Origin of the sequence: Paraburkholderia sp. RAU2J (genome assembly GCF_003634845.1) — a bacterium.
GTDB classification, from domain to species: domain Bacteria; phylum Pseudomonadota; class Gammaproteobacteria; order Burkholderiales; family Burkholderiaceae; genus Paraburkholderia; species Paraburkholderia fynbosensis.
In genome coordinates this window covers 378537-398169 of sequence record NZ_RBXG01000004.1, presented here as the reverse complement: position 1 = coordinate 398169, position 19633 = coordinate 378537, and the positions used below count along the sequence as shown (strand labels likewise).

At 58.8% G+C, this 19633-nt stretch carries 18 protein-coding genes; 13 read left to right on the top strand and 5 right to left on the bottom strand.

What is annotated here, in order from left to right; translation table 11 throughout:
• Nucleotides 1-35: 35 nt before the first annotated feature.
• Complete coding sequence (locus B0G69_RS39670) at nt 36-1013, top strand: ATP-binding protein (protein ID WP_121325466.1); 978 nt, start codon at nt 36-38, stop codon at nt 1011-1013.
• Nucleotides 1014-1818: 805 nt separating this feature from the next.
• Here B0G69_RS39670 and B0G69_RS41260 read toward each other — a convergent pair.
• The gene (locus tag B0G69_RS41260) at nt 1819-1968 is read right to left on the bottom strand and encodes a hypothetical protein (RefSeq protein WP_158609064.1); all 150 of its coding nucleotides are present in this window, start codon (nt 1966-1968) and stop codon (nt 1819-1821) included.
• Nucleotides 1969-3073: 1105 nt separating this feature from the next.
• Between B0G69_RS41260 and B0G69_RS43075 the strand changes: the two genes are divergently transcribed.
• The 3 genes from B0G69_RS43075 (at nt 3074) to B0G69_RS43065 (ending at nt 4879) form a co-directional block, all read left to right on the top strand.
• A complete protein-coding gene (locus B0G69_RS43075) occupies nt 3074-3226 on the top strand; it encodes a hypothetical protein (RefSeq protein WP_347232550.1) in 153 nt (50 codons plus the stop codon).
• Nucleotides 3227-3262: 36 nt separating this feature from the next.
• On the top strand, nt 3263-4255 hold the full coding sequence (locus B0G69_RS43070) for a phage integrase family protein (protein ID WP_347232549.1): 993 nt from the start codon (nt 3263-3265) through the stop codon (nt 4253-4255).
• A 132-nt stretch (nt 4256-4387) separates the two neighbouring features.
• Nucleotides 4388-4879 (top strand): site-specific integrase, encoded by a 492-nt coding sequence (locus B0G69_RS43065; RefSeq protein WP_347232548.1) that lies wholly within the window; start codon nt 4388-4390, stop codon nt 4877-4879.
• 983 nt (nt 4880-5862) lie between these two features.
• Here B0G69_RS43065 and B0G69_RS39655 read toward each other — a convergent pair.
• The gene (locus tag B0G69_RS39655; RefSeq protein WP_121325464.1) at nt 5863-6846 is read right to left on the bottom strand and encodes a ParB/RepB/Spo0J family partition protein; all 984 of its coding nucleotides are present in this window, start codon (nt 6844-6846) and stop codon (nt 5863-5865) included.
• Nucleotides 6843-8051: an AAA family ATPase gene (locus tag B0G69_RS39650; RefSeq protein WP_121325463.1), complete on the bottom strand. Its 1209-nt coding sequence runs from the start codon at nt 8049-8051 to the stop codon at nt 6843-6845. Before B0G69_RS39650 ends, B0G69_RS39655 begins: the two co-directional genes overlap by 4 nt.
• A gap of 816 nt (nt 8052-8867) precedes the next feature.
• On the opposite strand from B0G69_RS39650, the gene B0G69_RS39645 reads away from it, so the two are divergent.
• The gene (locus B0G69_RS39645) at nt 8868-10244 is read left to right on the top strand and encodes a replication initiation protein (protein ID WP_121325462.1); all 1377 of its coding nucleotides are present in this window, start codon (nt 8868-8870) and stop codon (nt 10242-10244) included.
• An 822-nt stretch (nt 10245-11066) separates the two neighbouring features.
• Here the strand turns inward: B0G69_RS39645 and B0G69_RS39640 are convergent.
• Together B0G69_RS39640 and B0G69_RS40915 are read right to left on the bottom strand one after the other, a co-directional pair.
• Nucleotides 11067-11612, bottom strand: coding sequence for a hypothetical protein (locus B0G69_RS39640; protein ID WP_121325461.1), 546 nt, complete (start codon nt 11610-11612; stop codon nt 11067-11069).
• Between the two features lie 199 nt (nt 11613-11811).
• Nucleotides 11812-11991, bottom strand: coding sequence for a hypothetical protein (locus B0G69_RS40915; RefSeq protein WP_147440848.1), 180 nt, complete (start codon nt 11989-11991; stop codon nt 11812-11814).
• Here B0G69_RS40915 and B0G69_RS39635 point away from each other — a divergent pair.
• From B0G69_RS39635 to B0G69_RS39600, 8 genes are all read left to right on the top strand, one after another.
• Nucleotides 11990-12691 (top strand): type IV secretion system protein, encoded by a 702-nt coding sequence (locus B0G69_RS39635; protein WP_121325460.1) that lies wholly within the window; start codon nt 11990-11992, stop codon nt 12689-12691. The two genes, B0G69_RS40915 and B0G69_RS39635, sit on opposite strands and share 2 nt — an antisense overlap.
• A complete protein-coding gene (locus tag B0G69_RS39630) occupies nt 12691-13572 on the top strand; it encodes a TrbG/VirB9 family P-type conjugative transfer protein (protein ID WP_199731513.1) in 882 nt (293 codons plus the stop codon). The genes B0G69_RS39635 and B0G69_RS39630 overlap by 1 nt, the downstream gene beginning before the upstream one ends.
• Nucleotides 13573-13581: 9 nt before the next feature.
• Nucleotides 13582-14886: a TrbI/VirB10 family protein gene (locus B0G69_RS39625; RefSeq protein ID WP_121325458.1), complete on the top strand. Its 1305-nt coding sequence runs from the start codon at nt 13582-13584 to the stop codon at nt 14884-14886.
• An 88-nt stretch (nt 14887-14974) separates the two neighbouring features.
• Nucleotides 14975-15706 (top strand): transglycosylase SLT domain-containing protein, encoded by a 732-nt coding sequence (locus tag B0G69_RS39620; protein ID WP_241991749.1) that lies wholly within the window; start codon nt 14975-14977, stop codon nt 15704-15706.
• Nucleotides 15703-17010: a hypothetical protein gene (locus B0G69_RS39615; protein ID WP_121325456.1), complete on the top strand. Its 1308-nt coding sequence runs from the start codon at nt 15703-15705 to the stop codon at nt 17008-17010. Before B0G69_RS39620 ends, B0G69_RS39615 begins: the two co-directional genes overlap by 4 nt.
• Complete coding sequence (locus B0G69_RS39610) at nt 17007-17441, top strand: lytic transglycosylase domain-containing protein (RefSeq protein WP_121325455.1); 435 nt, start codon at nt 17007-17009, stop codon at nt 17439-17441. Before B0G69_RS39615 ends, B0G69_RS39610 begins: the two co-directional genes overlap by 4 nt.
• Nucleotides 17438-17998, top strand: coding sequence for a toxin co-regulated pilus biosynthesis Q family protein (locus tag B0G69_RS39605; RefSeq protein ID WP_121325454.1), 561 nt, complete (start codon nt 17438-17440; stop codon nt 17996-17998). The genes B0G69_RS39610 and B0G69_RS39605 overlap by 4 nt, the downstream gene beginning before the upstream one ends.
• Before the next feature lie 3 nt (nt 17999-18001).
• Nucleotides 18002-19630, top strand: coding sequence for a type II secretory pathway protein (locus B0G69_RS39600; protein WP_121325453.1), 1629 nt, complete (start codon nt 18002-18004; stop codon nt 19628-19630).
• Nucleotides 19631-19633 lie beyond the last annotated feature (3 nt).

The following is a 19633-nucleotide window of genomic DNA, read 5'->3' as shown; positions in this document are numbered from 1 at the left end:
GTTTTAACTCCGCTGTTCAAGCTGCGAGGTATGTCATGTCGCTCCAGATTCCGCGTCCGGTCGACCCATCACTGCATCCACTCGTCAACGGCAATTATCGTCTTGCCACCCCAGCGATCGAGGCGTTCTACGAGCTCGTCACGCGCTGCCTGCGCTACCGCATCATGGGCGCGCTGATCTATGGGCCGTCGCGGATTGGTAAAACGCGGGCCATCGAATACGTTCGGCTCCTGCTCGCGCGTCAGTACCCGAAGATAACGACCTACCATGCGCAGTGCGAGCACAAGCCGCGGCATGCAGAAGGTCCCTTCTTCGCGAATCTGCTGGAGGCGGTAGGCGATCACGCACCGAACGCCGGTACCAGTTCGGCAAAACGCTCCCGCCTGTCGCTTCGTATTCGCGAGGCAGCCGCCCGCTCCGGAAGCAGCGCCGTGCTCCTGTTCTGCGACGAGGCTCAACGGTACAACGAGAACGAATACGAATGGCTGCGCGACGTGCACGATGTGCTTGATCGCCAGCAGATCAAGCTTTTCACCTTCCTCGTCGGGCAGGAGGAACTGCTCGCGCAGAAAACCGCGTTACAGGTCGCAGGCAAGACGCAAATCGTTGCGCGCCTCATGGTCGACGAACTCGCGTTCTACGGTATCCGCAATGCCCACGATATCGCTACGTGCCTGAATGGTTACGATCAGACTGCTTACCCGGAAGGCACTCCATGGAGCTTTACACGTTTTTACGTGCCAGAGGCGTTTGATGCCGGCTATCGCCTCGTCAGTGACGCCGCGTTGCTATGGCAGACGTTCGAGGCTGCCCATCATAAGGCGAGCTTGCCCGGCAGCCTTGAGATTCCGATGGAATCGTTCGCACGCGCCGTCGAAATCGTGCTCAAGGAAAGCGAGATCAAGGATGCACCGGGTTACTGCCCCGAGGCAGTCTTGTGGACCCACGCCGTTCATCACTGCGACTATATCCAGTCCCGTCATGCCACCGGACGCGTGCTCGCGACGGCGTAAGCGGAAAGCGCTCAGGACACCGCGCTTTCCGATTCTCACGTTCGATGAATGGCAACTCAGGCTCGCGCTGGGCAGTGACTTCAACATCGCATGGTTGATGCCGGGTGAGTCCCTCGTTTCGATTCTGTGGAAGTTCGCATGCGCCAACGCGCTGCCTGGGGATGTGCTCCTCCGTATGATGAGCCCCGATGTTGATCCGCGTGAAGGCGTCGCACCACGGCGGGACGCTATCGATATTGCGCTCCTGCGCCACCTGGTGCGGCTACCCAGAAAGGTATTGGATGCATCGTTGATCGATTCGACTGTGCATGAACGGTATCACACGGTCTTCCGGTATTGCAGGCAGTGCGCGGCGCACGGCTACCACAGTGTGTTGCATCAGCTTGACGAAGAAGATCACTGTCCGGCAAATCGACAACCACTCCTGACTCGTTGTCCGCAATGCATGCGCGAGAGTCCATTCATCATTAACAGCAATGCGATCGACGCTCCCTTCCGGTGCGTATGGTGCCGTTCGCACTTCTCCTATGGCCGCTTGTCGATTCTGTCGACCACACCTGCGATGTGCAGGCGAGACCGCCTCGCCATCAGGCGTCAAGTGCTTCTACGACTAGGCAGTGATGCCCCGGGTGTGTCGAACGGGTAATCGTCGCGGTCGGAGGTAGCGGACTGCCCTTCCCTTGCCGACTTGGTTTGTGGCGAAGCGACTGGGCGGGTCTGCTGTGGCTGACGGTTAGTTGCATTTCCACTCCGCTGACGCGAGGTGACACATTTAATGACGCAACAGAGACAAAATTAATACGTTCTACGTCGCCTGAATGCGCCTTCGCAGCAGATCACGATCGGCACCGGACAAGCCGCCGTCATCTGCGGATGGCCACTTCGCAATATCACGCAATTCCTCTGGGATCGATTGGCGGTCGAAGCGAAGGTCGCCGAAGGCCATCATCTTCATCCCCGCACCAGCAGGGTATGTCGACCGATTGGCTCAAGGGCAAGAGTTGGACAGCGTAGGCGACCGTCGAGGACCAGCATGAATGCGACAGTCCGTGCCAGCACGGGGTCGTGGGGGAACTGTCTGCTTTCGAGCTCAAGCAGGCTCCCGCCTCTCTCGCTCGAGTCAAGCGCGTGCTGCTTCATCCTCTCCGAGACGAAAGCGTGCCCTGCTGCAACGTGGTGAGGTATGGTGGCCTGATTGCGACGCAGTACCTCACCTGTCACAGCTTCTTTCCGCTCGACAAGACAAACCCGCATTCGGGACTTCGCGGCCCACGCTTCGAATGCCGCGAACCAGCGTGGGGGCATTGTGGCCCATTGCAGTTCCGAAGTCCGAAGCAGAATGAGGAGGCGCTCGGTGTCATCGGCTTTCGCCCAGAAATCTATCCGACGAGCTGGCAACGCACCGGGAGCGCGCAGCGGGCGTTCGCAATAGCTGACAACATCGGGATCGAACTCAAGCTGCAGCCACGCGTTCAACGCCCGTCGGCCGAACAGTGTCAGGCGACGGTCGATCTTCAGGCGATATCGCGCACTCGCGCTGCCGACGGCGCACGGACCCTCTTATCTCCCGGAAGGCGCAAAAAGCATCGGTGTATGGATACTACACTTTACGTAACAAATTATACATTCGGTGTGTCAACTCCCGGCGCGTAGTTTTAACTCGCAGGAAAGACCGCAACCAAACGCGTCCAGGTGGCAGTATGCCGATTTTTCCGTGAAACATTTTCATGCAATCGCCCGGCAAAGCCTTGGTCGTCGGCGGTCTGGCGGATACACCTTTTGTTCACGAATGTTTCACGGATCTGCGAGCCCCTCTATGGCGATGCAGGCGGAGGCACGAGTCAAGACCATCACACGGTGGCAGGCATTTAATAGTCCTAAGTTTATAACATTTAATTCGACTTTTCGCGATTTCGAACTTTTGCTTCTTCCGACTGCAAGCAAATCTGGAAGCAACGCACCGCCGAAGCCTTATAAATAGGACGGTCGCGCTTCCGACGGTGCTGTTTCTTTTACTTCAACGGACGATTTACCCTGTTCACCGCGTTTCATCCCTGATCATGGCCAACCGGTCCCTGCCCCTCGCCCTGACGCGCACCTATAGCCGCACCGACTTCGCCGCGCTGCGCGCCTTTGTTCGCGTGCCGCCGGCGACTATCGCGCGCCTGTACTTCACCGAGGACAGCGACGGCAATGTGCTAGGCGCGGGCTGAGTCACGACCTATCTGCGACAGATGCAGGCCGATCTCGTGGACCTCACCATCGAGCATGGCTTACCCTTGCTCGCTGACCACCTGAAAGCGTCGGCACGCGCACGCGGCAGCGCACGGCTCACGTCGGTCAGCCTCAAGATGGTCGAGCAGGCGGCCGCGCTCGCCGTGGCGCGACCCGATGCGCGGCATCCGGTCGGCATGTGGTTCCGTCCCCTGGTGGCGATGCGACTCAAGGGCGAAGGGATCAGGACGCTGGGGGACCTTATCAGCTTCTGCAACCGGCGCGGGGGCAGCTGGTGGCGCCCGGTACCGCGCATTGGCGCGTGCCGGGCCTGGCACATCGTCGCGTGGCTGAGGCAGCACGAGGCGTCGATCGACGAGCGGATCGTCGACGATGTCGAGCTCGACGACCCGCTGATCGCGACTGAGGTGGTTGTCATTGACGGGCCGCGCAGCGCCCTGGCGCCGCTTGAGCGGATGGCGTTCGGTACCGCGCTGTCCGGCGCGATGGGCGCCAACCGGTCCGCTGTTTTCCCGTTCACCCAGGCACGCAACGATCTCGATGCGGTGCGCGCTTACCTGAACCACTACCGGGATCAGCCGCAAACACTACGCGTGTACACCAAAGAACTGGGGCGCTTTCTCCTGTGGGCGGTGGTCGTCCGCGGCAAGCCGATGAGCGCGTTGCTGGTCGAAGACTGCGAAGCCTACAAGGACTTCCTCGCCCTACCCTCGCCGTCGTTCGTCGGCCCGAAAGCTCCGCGACACTCGGCACGCTGGCGACCTTTTGCGACCGGCGCGCTGACGGCGGAGTCGCAGGGCTACGCGACGCGCGCCCTGCGCGCGGCGTTCACCTGGCTGGTCGATGTCCGTTATCTGGCGGGCAATCCGTGGAAGGCGGTGAATGATCCGCGGGTTGGCCGGCGCGAGGCCAGTATCAGCATTGACCGGGCGCTCGCTGGGGGCCTATGGGAGCGGGCGCGGCAGTTCATGGACCGCGCCTGCGAACCTGCCGACGCCACACAGTAGCGGATTGCACGCGCGTTGCTGCTGTTGATGGGCGAGTCCGGTCTGCGGCGCGAGGAGGCCGCCCGCGCGCGACGCGACCCGCTGATGGTTTCTCCGCACAGCTCGCGGCTGGATCCGATCTAGAAACTGTCCGTGATCGGCAAGCGCAACCGGGAACGGACGGTACCCGTGAGTCCCGCCACGGTGGTCGCACTTCGTGCTCACTGGCGCGACAGGGACGAATCTTTCGATGACCCAAGGTCGACGGCCCCGCTGCTTGCCCCGCTGGTCGTCCCGCACTTCCCGACGGCTGAAGCCCGACATGGCGGTGAAGGGCCCCACTGCTATACGACGCATGGGTTGTGGAAGCTGGTCCGACGGGCGATGAACGGCATGCTGGCGGAGATGGAGAACCTCTCGGAAGCGGACCGGATGTCGCTCCATCAGGCGTCGCCGCATGGCTTTCGGCACACGTTTGGCACCCACGCCGCAGCAGAAGACGCGCCGATCGACGTGATCCAGCGGGCACTCGGACACGCAAGCGTGCAGACAACGTCGATCTACGTGCAGGCCGAGCAGCGCCGCATGGCCGTTGAATTCGAGAGGTTCTATTCGAGCGGACCAGACTCAGGTGCCGCGGAATAGTGGTTCATCGCGAGCAAGCGCACTGTATACCGCGCCGGAACTGTAGCACGATCACTCTTAGCGTCTGCCCGCAACCGGGCGCGAAGCGCCGAGGTGATGGATGCATCCAAATTCAGTATATAAGGCTGACGAACGGCAGTTGTGAGTCGGTAAAACCGGCATCGACCACGGCACAACACACGAATCATATTTCCTTCACGCGTACGTTTTCATGCTGTGGGGTCGTCACGTACCCAGTCGTATCTTGAAGCGTGGTCGGGTGCTCCCGGGTTCTTCGAGATAAGCGGCCCCGTCGGCGGGTCTAGAAAACGTCAGAGATCTGTCAGAAAACTGATAGAAGCATCCTTTCATCCGTAGGATTTGACTACACTGGCAGATTTCTGGCAGAAAAATGTTGGCGCTGGCCGCTCGTCGCCAGTGATCTCTTTAAACTTATTTCAAATCGTTCTTTGGGCAACCTTGCCGCGCCCAAAGCAAAGTCGATTTTCCACCGGCCCTTAGATTGAATCATTCGTCTGCAACAGATGCGGATTTCAGGATCGGCTACTAAGGGAACCGACAAGCCCAAGCCTCGCGAGGTGATGCCCCATTAGGGACAGCTATTCGACTTCATGGCGCGGATTTCATTTCGGTCGGGCCAGGCTCTAGATGGTTTTCGAACTCTCCGGCGACGAAACATGTCTCTTGTTTTGGACGTGAGCGACCGCATTCATCGCTCCGAAGATGCGAGTGTGTCCCTTGGGGACAATCGGGTTTAAAGGACAGGGTTACGGGCACTTGCCGTTCGCGTTTTCTTTCGAGGGGTTTTTTGGTGTCCCCATTGGGGACACTTCGGCGCGGAGGGGAAGGAATCTGTCGCCAGTCGCTTGCTTGCGGCCGAGAGTTGAGATCCCCGCGTTGATTTTTTAGTTGTCGTGCCCTGTAGGCAACTATTGGGTCTACGGTGCACGTGTCCCCATTGGGGACACGTGCACCGTCAGCACCTAGTCACCGCTGGTGTGACCTGCTGAGAACAGCTCTGCGATAAGTGTTCGAATCTGTTGCTCCTTATCCACTGTCAGCATGCCCGCCTTGATTTTCACGGTGAAGCCAATCGCATCCTTTGTGATCGAACCGGCCTGATTTTTCCCTGCAAAGATCTTTTCAATACTCCGGTCGCTGACCCCGCTGGGGACTTGCCCCCCAGTTTCGATTGCGAGCTTGATCGCCCGTCCCAGCCTGGACTGGTCAAGCTCACCGCTAACCAGTCTTGCCCAAACCCCTCGCGCTATCTCGAAGGCTCGTTCATCTTTGTCGCGAAGCGCTGACACGACAGCTTCCGCCGCGTGGGCGCCAATCAAGCGAGGTTGGACATCGAGGTCTTTGCTTATAAATTCGGGAAGATCGTTAAACGCGAGATATCGGTAAAGCTCCGAGCGGGATATACCAAGTGCCTCCGCCGTCCTCTTTCGGTTCGGAAATTCCTTCTCAGTCCGTCGAATCGACCGCGCAATTTCATAGTCAGAAAGATCCTCTCGTGCAACGTTTTCCACGAGAGCCAACATTGCCATCTCCTCGTCAGAGATTTCAATAATGACTACCTTGATCGTCTCCTTCCCAATCATCTTGTGGGCACGCCAACGCCGCTCGCCCGCAACTATTTGATACCCTTCGACAGCGCGACGGACCACGATCGGCTGGACTAGACCAGATGCGCGTATGGATTCGGCGAGTTGTTGTAGCTTCCCCTCGTTGAACAACTGACGAGGTTGCCACGGATTCGGGACGATATCCGCGACGGCCACATCTGAAGCAGCACCCGTCTTTTCAAGTTCCGAGATGCGTTGTTGCGCATGCGCCAGTGCCCCTGCCATCCCAGGCGCAGTCCGTGGGCTAGCCGGTTTATCTTGCTGCGGATCAAGCTTTATATCTTTGGCTGCACGGACATCTGCAGTCTTGCTCATCATGCGTTCGCGAAGGCTACTCATTGTCCATCCCTCCATTGGGCCACGTACTGGTCATCAATCCACTTGCAATAGTCCAGCAGCGGCTGTTTCACCCGAGCCAAGGTCTTGGCCACTGCGTCGGAACGGGATAGGTCGAATACCGTCGAAAAGGCGAGCGCGCCGTTACTCATCACCGAGCTTGAGGGAATTTCTGTAGTATGGAGCCAATCCCCATATGCGCGCTGGGACCACGAACGCACCACAGGAGCCGACGAAGTAGTGCCGTAGTCAACTCTCGAGAGGAGGACGGATATAAAGTCATACGTCTTATCGACTTCATGTTTGACGAATCCATTCGCGACCTCAGAAAACAGCGACCAGAATGATACCGACGATATAAAGTCCAGACTTTCCGGGACCAGCGGCATCACCATAGAGTCCGCGGCCATAAGACCGTTGAGAGTCATATACGAAAGGGAGGGTGCTGTGTCGAGAATGATGTAATCGTATTGCGCTCGCAACGGTTCGATCCCTTTGCGGAGAACGGACCAAAACTCGAAGCCAGGATTTGTTTGCTGCGCCGTCGGCAAATGAAACTCCGCGTCATGGAGGTAGTTATGGGCCGGAATCACATCAATGCCGTCCCAATATGTACTTTGCACTTTAGACGCCAAGCCTCCTTCCGCGTCGGGCTCATAAATGAACGGCAGCACCGTGTCTTCCCACGTCACATCCTTTTCGGCGTATAACCCGCATAACTCTGAGAGCGACGCTTGGGGATCCAAGTCAATGACCAAAACTTTCCGTCCGCGCAAACTCAGCCCTTGTGCGAGACACATTGTGGTTGTAGTTTTACAAGAGCCTCCTTTGAAGTTGGCAGTGATCAATACACGGCCCCGGTGGTCACGCGTCCCGCTGACGAGCGGAGTCTGGTAAATATCAGACACCTGTTGCACCCAAGTTCGCACGTCTTTCAGGGAAAAAATGCGCGCTCTACCGGTGCCGTGCGTCATACCTGGCGGCAACTCCCCGCCCTCCTTAGTGGCCAGATAATTTATCTTCTGTCGATCAATGCTGCAAAGCTCCGATAATTCTCCAATCGTGAAAACTGGCGGATTCTTGCGCGGACGGGGCGCCAATATTTGGTCGCGCAATTCATTCGCCATCACCGACAAGCGCTCGGCGAACTCTCCGAGATTCGAGAGCTTCACGCGCCGATCAATTCCTGGCAACTCGCTCAGATTCATTTGCACACTTCCTTTTCGATGACGGTGAGCGAATTTCTCAACGCTCTCCATGCGTTTTTACGGTTTCTACGTATTGATACGCCAAACCGTAGAATACTCATCACACCGGTTAATAGCTACAAAAATATTCGATACCACTCCATAGGCCGCCGTTCACGCCAAAATTATGTTGTTTTCAATGGCTTAGCGAGAGGTTTACGCCACACAATGCCTCCGCTTTTAAGATACAGGCCGTCTTGACCCCGTTTCGTCATACGTGCGCAACACAATTTGCCTCACCTAAAAGATCCCAAAGCTGCAAGTTCCTACGCTGCTTTCGCCCTCCAACACAATTCGCCTCACCTTCAAGAACCGTGGTAGACGGGTGGATCCAAGGCTGAATTCTCAAAAATCCATTTCTAGATGCAAACGATGCGTATGTACATGGACCTTGCAGATTGGGCGCCCCCAAATTCCGGTCTGAGGGACGGGTGGTAAGCTTTTATATAAAAATCAAACCAACAAACCACTAACCGGACCAGCCCGGACTATAGGAATCAATGAGTTACGAATGCAAGGTGAGGCGTTCTGTGCTAAAGGTGCTGTGAATTGAGCAGAGAGGTGAAGCGTTTACCCCGCTAAAGTGAGGCAAATTGGCGACCAAGGTGAGGTGTTGTAGCGTCAATGGTGAGGTGAAATGTGACGGTCCGATAGGAAGGTGAGGTGTTCTGTGATTGAACGTAGGGCTAAGGTGAGGTGTTCTGTGTTGACACTGCACCTTACGGTCGGTACCGTACCGCTCCAGATCACCCTCAAACCATCAATTCGGGAGGCGGAATGTCGATAGGGCAGGTAGCCACCTCGCGGCAACTAGCCCTAGCTTTGTTCGACGACGCGAATGCCCAGGATCTCCCGGTTGACGCGGCTCGTTCGGACGTCGGTTTCGCACGAAAGAATGTTCTTATCCGTATCGTCGACTTGGGGGTCGCAGCTAGACGGTTGATTGATGCTGCCTACTTTATCGTCGCGCAGGACGATAAAGTTCGAGACTTGTATGACGTAGAGTTGGACTACTTCAAGTGGCTCATGCGCTACTCCAGTCGCAATAACACGCACCTTGAGCAGGTCATCACCGAGGCGCAGAGAGCATTGATTCAAGCGACCGCCGCGCCGGATGCGGACGGAGAGAAGCCTTTCGGTTCTGTCCAATTGATCGGTCGGATATCCTACGCCGGCGGTCGGTTTCAGTTCCGGGTGCCCCCCGATCTCATAGGCATTATCAGAGGTCCCGGGAAATCACATTGGCTAAGTCTGCGCATTACCTCTCTGTTCTCGCTCAGCTACGCTCGGGTCATGTATGACCACCTGCTCCCCTATGCCGATGAAGGTGAGACTGATTGGCTTGCGCTGGAAGAATTGCGCTCTTGGCAGGGGGCGATGGGTGCGAAGGCGCACGAGTTTAAGTATTTCAAACGGGACTGGCTCGCGCCGGCCGTCGACCAGATTAACGAAGTATCCGATCTGAAGCTATCTTACGAGACGCGCAATGAGCAGGGCTCTCGCAAGATTGGCCGCTTGAAGTTTCGCATCGAGCGAAAGGAAATGGCGGAGCGAGTTCTGCAAACGCACGAGCAAGCCCAAGTAATCTACCAGACGTTGAAGCAGGAATTCGGCTTGTCCAGCGCGCAGTTGAATCAGATTGCCGCTCAGCGCGATACGTACACCGACGACCGATTGGAGCAGGCGATCGAGCGCACTCGTTTTAGCCTGAAACTGGGTAAGGTGTCTAAAAGCCCGGCTGGGTTCTTCATGAAGGCGTTGAAAGAAGGGTGGATCGTCTCTGACGCGGAACGCAAGATGATCGAGGTTCAGGAAAGCCTCGCCTTCAATGAGCAACGCGAGGTCGCCGTAAAGCAGCAGGCTGCGACTCAGATAGCGCTGCGCGTCGCGGCCCAAGATGTAGATGCGCAGGACCGTCGAGTGAATGAGATTCGACGGGGGTGGGACGCATACGAAGCCGCAGGATCAAAGCAGCGAGAGGAATGGCGACGCACTTATAGGACGACCCCAGCCGGTAAGTTGACTTTGCGTCGACTTGGCATCGACCCAACAGCCGACCTGGCCGAGCTCACGATTGGAAGGTACCCCGATCTGAAGGACGGGTTCGCAGGCTACGTTTTCAACAGGGCGAAATCCACCAAGTCTAAGAGCTGAAGAGGGAGCGAGGGCAATCGCATAGACGGCTTGGTGTCCGCGGTAGAAACCAGCGCGCTGTATCGATTAGATAGCCGAGTACGGGCAGTTTGCAGCGCATAGTACTTACTCAGCAATGGCTCTGAGCTTGCCAGTCTCAAGCATCGAGGAACGTGACAGCGAAATCGACATGCTTTCGTGCGCATCTACATGAGGCGCGGACACGTCGCATTGTTGTCGCGGCATCGTAAATGGCTTTGCCGCGACAACAATGCGACCTCAGCCCAAAAGAGATTCTTAGAGTCCCACCATACGCGCTGCAAGAATCAAAGCCGTCTCCAGATCATGCAGTCACGAGACTAGTTTCACGATATTGGGCGACTCGATCCGAATATATAGACCTCCGCGACCTACGGACATCCTGATCGAGTGCGATAGATCGCTTGGCGGCTCGCTTCGTACCAACGCGTCCAGGATGTGAGTGTAGTCAGCTCAGAGCGCCCCCCGCGGCTGATTCAATTGAGTCGGCCCAATTGGATAAATAGTCACACGCCAACGAGTCTGGTGCATCTTGACCGCAATCGCTACAGCGTGCCGACGGAGTACGCGCATCACATCGTCAGTCTCCGAAGCTACGCGTCCATCTCGCTGCTGTGCCAGCCATCCGGTGAGGACTACCTTGTCGGCTTTGGCGCAATCGGTCTAGACGGTGCTCAAGCAACGCTTACATTAGCTCGACCCCCGACACACTCACAGGATTGCCGAATCGGATATCAGCGGAATCCGCAAGTCCGCCTCGAATGAACTACTTGGCCGCCTGGCTGCGGCAAAAGGAAACACGGCTCACGACAGCAACTGCATAGCGAGTCGAATTTTCGCTTCGAGCTTCCCGATGTCCTGTCTAGCAACTCTAGGTAAGTACAGTCGCAAATAATTTTCCTTTGGATTCCGCACTAAACGCATTTCCGCGCCTGTCGCCGCGTTTACTTCGCCGGTCTGCAATGCCCGCAAGATTTCCCCGATCGGGAGATCGTCTCTTGTTCCAAGGCGTCGCGCGTTTTCTAATAGCTTGTTTTCGCCTATACGCGCGGCAATCTCTGCCAGCATGGTGGCCGTACGGCGAGAGACCGTACGATCTCCAAAAACGGTAGCGATCTGTTGCGGCACACGAACTAGCTTGAGGCATCTGGATACTTTGAGCGGTGATTCGCCTATGCCTTCGGCCACGGCCGCCTGCGTCGGCCATAAGCCGTAAGCGAGCAACTCCGCAAAGAATCGGCCTAGTTCAATCGGTGCCGCATCGGACCGACGCAGGTTCAGATACCGCGCTTTGGAATCGGCACGCCGTCGTGCGAGGTCGAGTACCGCTGGGTCCGCAATATCAGTCATTAGTTCAAATCCAGAGATAGCGGTTCTTAAAGAAGGGACAGGCTGCCGGAATAGTTACGAACGATGCAAAAGGACCCTGATCCGGATCGGCATCCATCAAATAAAATCGCCCTGGATATCAAGGGCTTACAAATAACCCTAGGGGGATAGCGGGATATAGCATCGCCGAGAATGGATACTACTTCGCGGCGGAAACATGTCAAGCGTCGAAAGCTGACGAAATTCGGCGTCTTTCTGCCTGGTGACCTTGAACCGGATCAGCCAATTGGCGCGCAAAGGTCTCATGTTGGAAAGCGGCTGAAAATCGCATCTCTTTTGCATGACTGGCTTCCTCTTCGGGCTGATTGAATTGAGTCGGCCCTAATGGATCGACTGTCATGCGTTTATTCCGCAGTAAGAAACAGATTGCTCTCTCGACCGCGCCTGGCGGTTACTCACAGGATGACCCCGAGAAGATTATCTTCGACATGGGCGCACGCCTGCGCACTGAAGCTAATCATTGGAAGACTTTCTGCTTCATTCTGGCGTTCGTCGCGGGGGGAGCGGTCTACACGCGCAATCCACCGCCGTCGGAAGTTAAGTCATATGGTGTCGCGTCCGACGCCAATGGCCATGCTGTAGTCACCCAGCTTGCGGCCTATAAGCCAGACGACCAGGCGATCCGCACCTCGCTGCGTGAATCGGTCGAGCGCTGGTGGACGATCGAGCCGGTTCTGACGGACGACATCCAGTCCTCGCGGATGGCCAAGAACATCAACGGCGTGAAGGCCATGATGGTGGGCAACGCACGCAATCAGTTCGGTGACTGGGTTAAGGCCGACGCGCCGTTCCAGGCCATTACGTTGAATCCAAAGTTGGTGAGAGAGGTGCGCGTCACTAATGTTGCGCTACTCGAAGACTCCACCGGCGTTGTCGAGTTCACGACCAGCACAACCCAGTCGCCTACCGACCGACCTGTCGTCCAGAAGTACGCCCTCACGATTCGCTACCAGATCGTCCCGCCGACATCCGAAGACGCGCTAGGGTCCAATCCGTTCGGACTGTTCTATCCGTTGTTCTCGATCCAGAAGACTCAATAATGATTGCCTCTCGCACGCTCGCTTCGTGGGCCATCGTTTTCGCTTGCGCCGGAGCAGTATGTCCGGCTGTGTATGCAGCGAGAAAAAGCGCGCCCAGTTCGGCCGCATCGTTCGATCTCGCTACTGCAATGAGCGATCCGATGAGCCCGGTGAACCCGTATAACGCCGGGTCCGACCCGGTCACCATGCCGGGTGATGCGCGCATGGCAGTCTTCCCATACAGCCGCGACCAGATTTACCGGATCATGACCGCGCCGCTCAAGAACACCACCATCGAACTGGCGAAAGGCGAGCGACTGACAACTGATCCGGCAATGGGCGATTCGGTCCAGTGGGTTATTGACACGGACGGCGAGAACCACGTCTTCGTCAAACCCGTTAAACCCGGCCTGGTCAACACTCTGCACTTGACTACAAATCTCCGCGAGTACGACATGACGCTCGTCTCGTCGCCGATGGGTGGCCTGTTCTATCAGACGGTGCGCTTCAACTACCCTGGCTCCGTCATGGCAAAGGTCCGCGCGAGAGAACAGACGGGCGGCGTCGGTGGAGGGCAGGGTGATGACGCTGGCGGGCAGACTGACTCCGGTCCGATCGGTGTCTCCCCCGACAAGCTCAACTTCGACTATAAGGTGTCCGGCTCCGCTTCCTTCAAGCCCGAAACCGTATTCGATGACGGCAAGGCCGTGTGGCTTCGTCTGCCAGCTGACGCTCCCTTTGCGGTCCCGGTTGTCAAGGATCATGGCGACTACGTCAGCCCCAACTTCATTCGTCGCGGGCAGTACATCGTTGTGCAGGAAATTGCTAACGAAATCGTGCTGCGCGCGCCGAATGAGGAAGTGACCATCACGCGTCGCCGCCCGGGCCTGTTCGGGTTCTAAGGAAAGGCCATGAACCAACCGAACGGTCAACAGAACAATCAGCGCGCGAGCCTCTTCAAGGGGAAATCGCCCCGTAACGCGCTCTTCGCGGTAGGTGGTGTCGCGGCTATTGTGATCGCGGGGCTCGGCTTCTACTACCAGGTTAAGGAAAGCGCGAAGATTGACGAAGAAGCAGCGCTCAGAAAGAAAGCGAAAGCAGCCGAAGTCGTCGACAAGTCGAACAATCCTCAAGACGTCAGCAAGATCATCGAGGACCAGCTGAGTGCCGCCCGCAGGCTCGCGGCCTCGGAGGCACGCGCCGCGGCTGCCGCGCGAGCGTCATCGACAGCAACTATGCAGAATGCCGGAAATGCGGCGCCTGCGTTGACGGCCGACGGATTCATCAACGACGAGCAGACCCGCAAGATCAAGGCTGAGTCCGACACGGACGCGATCTATGCCTCGCCGATTTTCAAACCGGGCCTGAAGGTCAAAGATACGGCGCCAGCAGCACCTAATCAGCTTGCCGGGATTCTCACGCCCGCGCAGGTCGCAGCGCAACAGGCTGCGGCGCAACAGGCAGCAGCGGGCTCCGTCGGTGACCGTGTGTCGGCCGCACTTGCCGGAGCGGGGTTCGGCGGTCAGCCGCAATCGGCACGTCCGTATTCGAGTCAAGATCACGATTCAGGCTTTATCAAGAACGTGTCCGCGCAGTCGGGCGGTCAGGACTTCGCGCGTGCCGGCTTCGTCGGTCAGGCGCGCGGCTGTGTGCTGTCGCCTCCGCATCACATTGGTGTGCTGTCGACGGAGCGCCTGAATTCCGATCGTCCCGGCACCGCCTCGCTGATGGTCGAAAAAGATGTGTACGACAGCATTCACGGCGGCTGTCTGATGATCCCGAAAGGCAGTTTCATCACCGCGCCGTATAGCTCGGACATCCAACCGGGGCAGGAAAGCATTCTCGTGGCGGCGACGGAACTGCGCCTTCCGAACGGAAAGCATGTGCCGCTCTTTGGTGCGCAGGGCGCGGATGGCGACGGCTCGGCGGGCTTTTCGGGTGACGTAAATAACCACTTCTTCAAGATTTTCGGGACGTCATTTCTTGTCGCGATCCTGCTGCGCAAATACGACAACAGTGACGCCACGACGACTTCCAGTCCGCTCGGCGTCACCCAGGTGAGCAGCACGGGCGGACAGGTCGCGGCGCAAACCGCACAGTCCATCCTCGAGCGCTACAAGAACATCCCGCCGACGATCACGTCGGACGCTGGGCAGCGTCGATTCATGCTCAAGGTCAATCGCGACATCGTGCTGGAGCCGTACCGCGATGAGTAAGTGCAAGGGAACACGCTGGGTATCGCGCCTGCTGGTGGCGGCATTTCTAGCGCATGCCCATTTCGCCAGTGCTACGTCGATCGCCGAAGTGGTCAGTCCGACGAGCATCCTGCTGGTGGAAGGCAATGTCCGGTCGCTCGCGTCGTTCGATGGAAAGCCGGTTTTCTGGTGCGGCCAGAAGGCTTTCGAGAGTTGGGCCGTGCCGCTCGTCGGTCAGCCCGTCGCGAGCAACCCTGACGCCGGCATCACGGTCACCGTTGACTCACGTGACGTTTCCCTTGAGCGGTTGCTGGTGAGCAAGGGTTGGTTGCAGCCCGTCGCACTTGACGATGATGCGCAGGCGGCGATCACTGAGGGACGTGGTGGCTGGGCGTGCGCAAGCGCTGCGGCTCCGTTTGAGCTGATGCACAAGAGTGTCGATCCCAAGGTGCTCGCGGGTATCGCGCTGAACGAATCAGGACTCAATGGTCGGGCCTGGCCATGGACGTTGAATATCGCCGGGCGAGGCTTTTTCTTCAAGACACGCGAAGACGCCTATCGCGTGGTGATGTCGTTGATCGCGCACGGTCGCAGCGACTTCGACGTAGGGATCATGCAAATAAATTGGGGATACCACGCCCGGCGATTTGCCTCGCCGTGGGATGCCCTCGCGCCTGCGACGAGCGTTCGTGTTGCTGAAGAGATTCTCAACGAGAACTACAGCAAGACGCATTCGGTCGCGAAGGCAATCGCCTACTACCACAGCGCCAATCCGGTTCCGGGCCAGGCGTATCTCGTGCGCTTCGCTCGACACCTCAATCAGATCCAGGCCGGACTATGAAGCACACCGTTTCCCGCATAGCCTTCGCGTGTGCCACGCTGTCCGTGGTGATAGCGTCGCACGCTGCGAACACTGACCCGTTCGACTTCGATTACGAGATCGAGGGTGGCATCGCCGAGCGCCCCGCGCTCATCTTCAACGACGGGTCAAAAACATATATCCAGCCGCACGCGGCCCAGGTCATCACAGCCGCGGGCGGTCATCAGGAAGGGCCGTATGTTGTCGTCGATGGCACACCCGAAACGATCACGTACACGGTGGCCGGCCGCTCGGCTAGTGCGCGCTGGACGAAAGCAAACGCCTTTATCGGCGCTGGCGCGCGTGGCCCACTCGCAACGTTGCGTGACGACCAGCCCGCTGCGTTCGACGGCTTCACGAATCGACTGGTGTTGATCGGGTCGCACGAGTCGCTCGAGCCCGTGCGTGTAGTCAAAGGTTCGATGCCCGTCGCCGCGATCGTCAAGGCGCTGGTGCCACAGGGCTGGACCGGCGCTGCACAGAAAGATGTGGATCTCACTGATAGCAGCAACTTTTCCACGCGTGCCGGCGAGAACTGGCTGCAGGCGCTTGATCGCCTGATGGCTCAGAGCGGCCTCTACGCCGACGTCGACTTTACGTCACGTCACGTCCGGCTGCATCGCGACGCGCCGAAGTCCGGGGCACTTAACTACGCGGCAGGCCAGAAACCGCCAGCCGACGCGATCGCGCAAACGGTCGCAGCGAAGGAAGGCGTGGCAGGCGGCTCAGTCGTACCTTCGCCGCAAAGCTCAATGCTCGCCCAGTACTTCGGCGCACAGGCGATTCGCGATGGCGACGACACCCACACGCAGATCCGGTTCGCGGCAAAGCCTGCGGCCGAACTGACGTTCAGGACGCCGGAGGGTCGCTCCCTGCATCCCAAATGGGACAAGGAAACCGGTGTCATGACGGTCGAGCGCGCCGAACGCATGCTCGTTTCCGACGGTTCGCGCACGGTCGAAGTGGGCCGCTCAGCGGGCACGGTGTACGACTTCGACGCGGCGAGCGCAGCGCATCTGGAGGCGGTGTTCGACCGCGACGGCCAGACGTTCTTCAAGTTCGGCGACTCGGTCGTCCAGGTCCATGTGAGCGACGTCAAGCACCTGGGCTCCGGTGAGCAGAAGGGCCGCTACTACATGTTCAACGGCACGGCCGACCAGTTCATCGTGACGGCCGATGGCGCCACCGTCAATGTCACGCGCCGTCATGACGTGAAGTATTTCGAGCGTCCCGCAGCGGCCACACCGGCGACGGCGTCCGCCACGGCTGCGGTAGCGAAATCATGATGCGCGTGATTCCTGTCCTCGTTGTTGCTGCTCCTGCACTGTGCGGGCCGCTCGCGCACGCCGACTGCCTCGACGACGCTGCCGTGTACCAGCACGTGAGTACGCAGCTTGTCCATGCAATCGCACAGCACGAATCCGGCATGCGCGCAAACGCGGTGAACCTGAACAGCAACGGCACTGAAGACATTGGCCTGATGCAGATCAATTCATCGTGGCTGCCGAGACTCGCGCGGTATGGAATCCGCCGTCAGGACCTCTTTAACGCGTGCGTGAACGGCTATGTCGGCACATGGATTCTTGCGTCGAACATCCGGCAGTTTGGGCCGACATGGAAGGCCGTCGGCGCGTACAACGCGGTTTCGACGCAAAAACAGTTGATCTACGCGAACGCCATTTATCGCCGCCTGCAGCGGCTGGGGCAACAACAATGAATGTGACCATCGAACGTAACGACCGGGTGCGCGTAATTACGCGTGTTCTCGCAGCAATGCTCTTCCTCGCCGGGCCCGCATGGACGAACGCAGCGAGCGACCTTCATCAGGCGCGCGTCGGCGCGCCCGCTGGCGACGGTTGGCAGGTCCTATCCAGTGTTCCGGCCGCCACTGTGTCCGGTGAGTCGCCCGTTGTAGCTACAGGCGCTTCGAGCTTGCCCCTCACTGCCGCCCCGACGTCGCTGGCCGTGGCACCGGTTGTTTTGCCGACGGCGACGGGGGCTTCCGGCGGTGCGCTGACGTTTTCCGTGTCGCCTTCGGACCGCAATCTGCGCAACGCCCTGGACCGCTGGTTACAGACCCAGGGCTGGCAACTCGCGTGGAAGGTCGACGATGACCTGCCGATCGAGTTCAACGCGACGTTCACTGGCGACTTCACGTCAGTCCTCGTTCAGGTCATGAAAGCGACCAACCACATGCGCGTGCCAACCCGCATCTGCCGTCATTCGAACAACGTCATCCGCGTCGTGGCACGCGCGGCCAACTGCCAGGAGTAACCGATGCGCCACGCTTTCATTGTGAGGACTGCCATTGCGGCTGCGTGCTCGCTGGTCATTGCCGGCTGTGCTGTCACGCAAGGCGATGTGAATTCGGCCTACGACTCGGCTAACAGCACGGCGAGTGCTGCCATGAATAATCTTCCCGGCTCGATGGCGCTCGTTGAAGATGTTCCCACGGCGTTCCTCGGCGATCGCCTCGTGCCGGTCGCGTATGAAGCGACCTTGCCGGCGACGTTTCGCGAGAAGCGCATCACGATGCCTGCGAACCTCGACATCAACCAGATTGCGAACCTGGTTTCCGGCGCGACAGGCTATGCCGTTCATTTGAGCCCCGACGTCTTCGTGCCGCGGAGTTCACTGGTGCCGCGCGAGGGTGGCTCCTCCGACGGCAAATCGTCGTCACCGTCAGGGGGCGCTAGCGGCAGCAATTATGAAAAGCCACACTATGACCAGGTCTTTGACGGATCGGCGGGCGAGTACCTGACCAGGATGACGCAGGATCTCGGCCTTGACTGGTCGTTCGATGGTTCGACGATCAATATCACGCGCTTCGTGACCCGCATGTATCAGATCGCCGCCATCCCGGGCAAGGTCTCCATCAAGTCGACCATGTCCAAGGGCATGGACACCTCGACGGGCAATCAGGCAAACGGCAGCGGTGGTGGAGGAAGCGGTGACACCGGTTCTTTCTCGGCGCAGACCTCGACGGGCCGTCAGGGTGAGTTCGACCAGATCCAGTCGATCACGGACGCGCTGAACAAGCTGCGCTCGCCCATGGGCAGCGTCAACGTCAACCCGCAGAGCCGTCTCGTCATGGTGCACGACACGCGCGAGGCCGCAGATGCGATGGGCAAGCTGCTCGCGCAGGAAAACGCGGTATCGACGCGTCAGGTGGCGATTCGCGTGCGCACCCTGCAGATTGCACTGAACCGCGGCAGCCAGGCGGGCGCCAATGCCGATGTCGTGTTCAACGCGATTGAGGGCGGCCTCGCCAAGTACGCGATCAGCTTCACGTCGCCCACGTCGCTGTCGTCTGGTGGCGGGACGCTCGGCATGTCGGTTCTGCGGCCGAATGCGCCGTTCTCGGGCACGAACGCCGTCATCAACGCACTGAACCAGTACGGCCGGACGGTGCAGGACAACACGCAAACCAAGCTCACGCTCAATGGCCTGCCTGTTTCCATCGCTTCGTTCCAGAGCGACGACTACCTGCGATCGACGACGTCCTCCGCTGGCAGCCTGACGGCAACGTCGGGCGGCGTTCCGGGCCTGAATCCGGGCACCGTGACGACCGGCGATTTCGTCAACATCCTGCCGTCCGTAAACGATCATAACCAGATTGTTCTCGCATACTGGAGCGACAGTTCGAAGCTGAATGGTCCGTTCACCGAGAAGTCGGTGGGCTCCGGCCAGACGCAGCAGACCATCCAGCTTGCGCACACCGTTGGCAGCAAGGACGATCAGATTGTCGCGCTGGCCGACGGCCAGACGGTCGTGCTGTACGGCGAGATGACCGATCACGCCGACAGCACGACGAATGGTGGCATCGCCGGTATCACGGGCCTGTGGAACAAGGCGAAGACCTTCCAGGTGATCATGCTGACGGCGTCGGTCGTCCCGTCGATGTGAGCG